We start from the raw sequence: 5,265 nt of genomic DNA, 5'->3' as shown, positions 1-5,265 counted from the left end.
ACCATGCGGTTTTGTGAGCGTATCAAAGAATATGATATCGAGTTTGTGGAGGAAATCACCGATCCCGGCGACCTCGGTGCGTTGTCTCAAGTCGCTTCGTCGATTGATATTCCGATTGCGACTGGAGAGCGGCACTATCTCAGACAAGGTTTTCGCGATCTTCTTGAGAGACGTGCGATCAGTATATTGCAGCCCGATATTGGCAATGCGGGTGGTTTCGCGGAAGTCCATAAAATATCAGCGATGGCTGACGCCTACGGTTTGAAGGTGCAGCCGCATGTGTGCGGAAGTTCTATCGCAGCCAACATCGCGACTCACATGAGCGCCTGTTTGCCCAATTTTTATGTTCAAGAACATTTCCCATATTGGGCTGACATACCGGGATATATTGAAGTGGCTACCGTGCCCTTTGAGGAAACGGTCAGGAACGGACGCCTTCCGATCTCAGAAGACATTGGGTTTGGAGTCGAGCTGCATGAGGCTGTAATGAAGGAACATCTTTGGGCTGTAATCTGAACCGCCCCGGCTTTACCGGAGACCGTTTGGTTTAAGTTACGCGGCCATGGCTGGTGCGTCCAGCATGGCATAGTGTCGTTCTTCGGCCTCGGCAGGCGGAATGTTTCCGATGGGCTCCATAAGGCGGCGGTTGTTGAACCAGTCGACCCATTCGAGCGTGGCGAACTCCACGGCTTCAAAGTTTCGCCATGGTCCCCGGCGATGGATGACCTCGGCCTTGTAAAGACCGTTGATCGTTTCGGCGAGAGCATTGTCGTAACTGTCGCCAACGCTTCCGACAGATGGCTCGATGCCCGCCTCGGCCAGCCGTTCGGAATAGCGAATGGACACGTATTGCGAGCCGCGGTCGGAATGATGAACCAGCCCGCCACGTTTGACCGGCCGCCGATCATGCAGTGCCTGGTCGAGGGCATCGAGCACAAAGCCGGCATGAGCCGTTCGGCTTGCCCGCCAACCGACGATACGGCGGGCGAAGGCATCAATGACGAAGGCCACGTAAACGAAGCCCTGCCAGGTCGCGACATAGGTGAAATCGGATAACCACAGCATGTTCGGCGCTGGAGCGAAGAACTGTCGGTTCACCCGGTCTAGCGGGCATGGAGCGGACTTGTCCGAAACGGTGGTTTTGACTGGCTTGCCGCGAATGACGCCTTGAAGCCCCATCATTCTCATAAGCCGAGCGACGGTGCAGCGGGCGATGTCGTAACCTTCTCGCTGCAACTGCCGCCAGACTTTGCGCACGCCATAGACTTGGAAGTTCTCGTTGAACACCCGGCGTATCTCGACTTTCATGGCAATATCATTCCGTTCGCGGGCCGATAGGCGGTCCACGTCTGTGCGCTTGGCGATAACCTCATAATAGGTGGACGGGGCAATCGGCAGCAGTCTGCAGATCGGCTCGACCCCGAGCACCGAGCGGTGTTCGTCGATGAAGGAAATCATCGCTTCAGTGGGCGGTCGAGCTCCGCCTGGGCAAAATACGCCGAGGCTTTGCGTAAAATCTCATTCGCCTGACGAAGCTCGCGGTTCTCCCGCTCCAGAGCCTTCATCTTCTCCGCCACGTCACTCGGCAAACCTGCACGCTTGCCGCTGTCGACCTCGGCCTTCTTCACCCATTCATGGAGGGTATGAGCTGAGCAGCCGATCTTGGCCGCTATCGATGATACCGCCGCCCAGCGCGATGAGTGTTCGGCTTCATGTTCCTTCACCATCCGAACGGCGCGGGCGCGGACTTCAGGAGAAAATTTGTTCGTCGTCTTGCTTGTCATAGACCCTGCTTCTCACGAGTTGGGGTCTCCGGTAAAGCCGGGGCGGTTCAATCCGATAAACGCCGTTACTTCATACTGACGGGTGAACTGCAATCAAACATCGGTATTGTCTGCTATTTCGTTTGCCCTTGGCACTGTTGTAGGCGAGTGTGTGCCACAACTGAAATGCTGGGATGATATTTGATGAAGAAGCCAGGGAAACAAAACTGGGAAGTAGGGATGAACCTCATCTACTTTTCAGCCTTCCGGGCAGTGATGCTAACTGGAACGGTAAGCGCCGCTGCTGAACTTATAGGGCGCAGTCAACCCGCCGTCAGTCGGCTTCTGAATAAGCTTGAAACCGAGTTGGGTGTCACCCTGTTTGAGCGCAGAAAAGGGTTGATCACGCCGACATCAGTTGCCCACCTTCTTCTGGATGAAATCGATAGAGCGTATACATCTCTCGATTCTTTGCGAAATTTTGCGGCAACTGTTGCCGAAGGTGAAACCAGCCGTATAACTGCGGCTGTTATGCCCGCCCTTGGGATAAGTTTCATGCCCCAGGCGCTAAAGAAATTTAAAGATGGCTGGCCTCAAACACGTGTGCAGCTGAATATACGGCTTTCTGCCAAGATCGAAGAATGGGCGGCGTCCCAACAGCTGGATTTTGGTCTTGCTGAACTCCCATTCCGCAGATCTGGCTTTCAAACAGAAGTTTTCAGCGATGCCGCTTATATTGCTGCGGTTCCACGTGACCACCATCTCGCGAGCCGCGACAAAATTGAACCACCGGATCTTCGAAACGTACCATTTGTATCATTTGCGTCATTCACCGCAGCTGGCCCGATTATTGCGCAGGCATTCCGCGCGGCGGGCGAAAAACTGGACCCAGCTTATGAAACAACGATTTCCGCTGCGGCATATGAATTCGCCAAAATTGGCCTGGGGGTCGCGCTTATAGACCCTTACACGGCCATTCACCAACTTGATGATCGGGTAATGCTGGTGCCATTCCTGCCTAAAATACCGTTCAACGTGGCGCTTCTTCGCCCTTATTCTCGTCCGCAAAGTCGCGTGTCGGAAGCGCTTCTGGACCTTCTTTTCAGCGAGCGAGACGCAGTGTTGGCGAAGTTGCCGCACTTTTGACGGATAGGAATCGTTAAGTTGCCAGACTTCCGGGGGGCTCAATCCATTATGCATTTACTGCATATAGGAGGCCAAATTTTTTATTTTGAGCATTCCGAATTAGCTGCTGTACTCGCCCGACGCCGAGGAAAGGAGCAGTTAAATGAGGATGGAGGCCACGCGGGACGAAAGTTATGATGTGATCGTCATTGGCGGTGGTATCAACGGTACCAGCGCTGTCCGCGAACTCTCCGCCGCTGGGTTCAAGGTCTTGCTTGTCGAAAAGGGTGATTTCGCAAACGGCGCGTCGAGCAGATCGTCCAGGATACTCCACTGCGGTCTCAGATATTTTGAGACGAGACATCCGGTCCGCACGTTCGCATCGTCGCCATTGAAGTTGAAGAACGCGATTTCCATGGCGCGTGCCGCTATGAATGCGCGGGAAGAACTGGTGCGTCTCCAACCAATGCGATGCAAGCCTTTCAAAATGTGCTTTCCTTTATACGAAGCGGATGATCTGCGTGGATGGCACCTGGATATTGGGCTTTCGCTCTTGAAGCGTCTTGGATCGGGGCGACTGCCGCTGGAGTACCAACGGCACAAGCGCAACTTTGATAGCTCAGTGCCTTTGGCAAAGGACCTTCGAGATCGGAAACAACTGAAGTCGATAGCGACTTACCGCGAATACATCATGGACTGGCCCGATAGGCTTTGCGTCGATGCGGCCACCGAAGCAGAGAAGCTAGGCGCTGATGTCCGTTTGTTCACCAGTGCGAGCATCAGAGAAAAAAACTCTGATGGGCTGTGGCGGGTCGATCTTAGCTCTGCAGATCGTGAAATAAGCAGCGTGTTCGCACCTATCATTCTCAATCTTGCCGGAACTTGGATCGATGACGTTCTACAGGGAGTATCCGGGGAGGGGAATGATCGTCTGATTCACGGGACGAAGGGCGCGCATATAGTCGTTCGTCTTCCGGATTATTATCGTGGTCACGGGGTTGCGGCGCTTAATCGATTGGGAATGCCGATCTATTGTCTGCCGTTCAAGGAGGACCTTTATCATATTGGCCCGACCGAAACCTATTTCGAAGGCGACGCCAGTAACGTTATGGCAGATGACGTCGATATTGAATTTCTACTCGATGAAATCAATTTTCTTCTTCCTGCTCTTAAGCTGACGAAACAGAATGTCGAATTTACCTGGGCAGGTGTGCGGCCGTTGACCTTTAATCCCAAAAACCCTGACGGTGACAGAGTTCGGCATATCCATCATTTGAAGGACAAAGGCCATCCGGGAATTTTTGCGATGACTGCCGGACCGGTCATGAGCCATATGAGTGCAGGGCGGGAGCTACTGGCAACGGTTGAAGCAAATATTCCGATGCGGCGTGATCGGCAAACAAGTCAAATGCAACAGTCGAACACGTCGGGCGCTGATGAAGACACTCCGTCGTTTCGGCATTATGTCTTGCGGGAACATGCCCGGGATTTGAAAGGTATCTTCTATACCCGTAGCGGCATAGGTTGGGGGCAGCATATAGACCGCGCCACTGCCACCAATGTGGCGAATGAAATCGCCGATTTGCTAGGATGGGAGCCAGAGCAGATCGAGCGCGAAGTAGACAAGTTTCTTCAATACCAACGGGAAATTCACCGTTCGGGAGAGCCTGCAAAATCCTAACGAAACAAAAAAGAGGAGTGAACTGAAATGGGTATGCGCAGACATCAAAATCTTGCTTTGGTGGCAGTTTCCACGCTTACTATGGCGATTTCGCTTTTTGCGAGCCAGGCTCGTGCTGATGGCGAGCGATTGAAGGAAATCCTGGAGCGCGGCACTCTCCGTGTTGGTTTGCAAGGGGCTTTCAAGCCCTGGTCTTTCCCAGGTGCGGACGGCAATCTTCAAGGTATCGAAGTTGATCTCGCCAAGAGCGTCTCGGATGCGCTGGGTGTCAAACTAGAGCCCGTCATTATTACATCTGCGAACCGCATGCAGTTCCTCCAGCAGAACCGGATCGATCTGATTGTCGGCGGTATGTATGATACTGCGGAACGTCGTAAGGTCATCGGCATTATTGAACCCGCTTACTGGGCCTCGGGGCCGACCTTGCTTGCCAAGAAGGGTGTCATCAAAAGCTGGGACGACATTGCCGGAAAGCCGGTGTGCGGAAAGCAGGGAAACTACTATAATCAACAAGTCGAACGGCAACTGAAAGCAAAGCTGATTGCATTTACCGGAAATTCCGAAGGTAAGGAAGCTCTACGTGCTGGACGTTGCATTGCTTGGGTCTACGATGATGTCAGCATCATGGCTGATCTCGAGACACCAGAGTGGCAAGATTACGAAATGCCTGTTCAGGCCCTCTATAATAATCCGTGG

The 5,265-nt window shown here is 53.3% G+C and carries 5 protein-coding genes and 1 other annotated feature; of the genes, 4 read left to right on the top strand and 1 reads right to left on the bottom strand.

Annotation, left to right across the window (positions count from 1 at the left end; all coding sequences use genetic code 11):
- A partial coding sequence (locus HWD97_RS23945; RefSeq protein ID WP_371835777.1) for an enolase C-terminal domain-like protein occupies positions 1-516 on the top strand: 516 nt, incomplete at its 5' end.
- Between the two features lie 36 nt (positions 517-552).
- On the opposite strand, the gene HWD97_RS23940 is transcribed toward HWD97_RS23945, so the two are convergent.
- Positions 553-1,784, bottom strand: a protein-coding gene (locus HWD97_RS23940) for an IS3 family transposase (protein ID WP_112701726.1) whose coding sequence is annotated in 2 segments (ribosomal slippage) — positions 553-1,493 and positions 1,493-1,784 — 1,233 coding nt in all. Because the reading frame shifts where the segments join, the coding sequence is not laid out codon by codon here.
- Positions 1,384-1,500: a sequence feature (AL1L pseudoknot), on the bottom strand. It overlaps the preceding gene by 117 nt.
- A gap of 183 nt (positions 1,785-1,967) precedes the next feature.
- Between HWD97_RS23940 and HWD97_RS23935 the strand changes: the two genes are divergently transcribed.
- The 3 genes from HWD97_RS23935 to HWD97_RS23925 form a co-directional block, all read left to right on the top strand.
- Positions 1,968-2,909, top strand: coding sequence for a LysR family transcriptional regulator (locus HWD97_RS23935; RefSeq protein WP_247882252.1), 942 nt, complete (start codon positions 1,968-1,970; stop codon positions 2,907-2,909).
- A gap of 142 nt (positions 2,910-3,051) precedes the next feature.
- Positions 3,052-4,569 (top strand): FAD-dependent oxidoreductase, encoded by a 1,518-nt coding sequence (locus HWD97_RS23930; RefSeq protein ID WP_112701725.1) that lies wholly within the window; start codon positions 3,052-3,054, stop codon positions 4,567-4,569.
- Positions 4,570-4,596: 27 nt separating this feature from the next.
- Positions 4,597-5,265 (top strand): transporter substrate-binding domain-containing protein (locus HWD97_RS23925; protein ID WP_371835776.1); only part of this gene is annotated, 669 nt, incomplete at its 3' end.

This window comes from Ochrobactrum sp. C6C9 (assembly GCF_022627935.1).
GTDB lineage: Bacteria > Pseudomonadota > Alphaproteobacteria > Rhizobiales > Rhizobiaceae > Brucella > Brucella teleogrylli.
The sequence above is the reverse complement of the archived record's forward strand: the minus strand, read 5'-3'. Positions and strand labels throughout refer to the sequence as shown.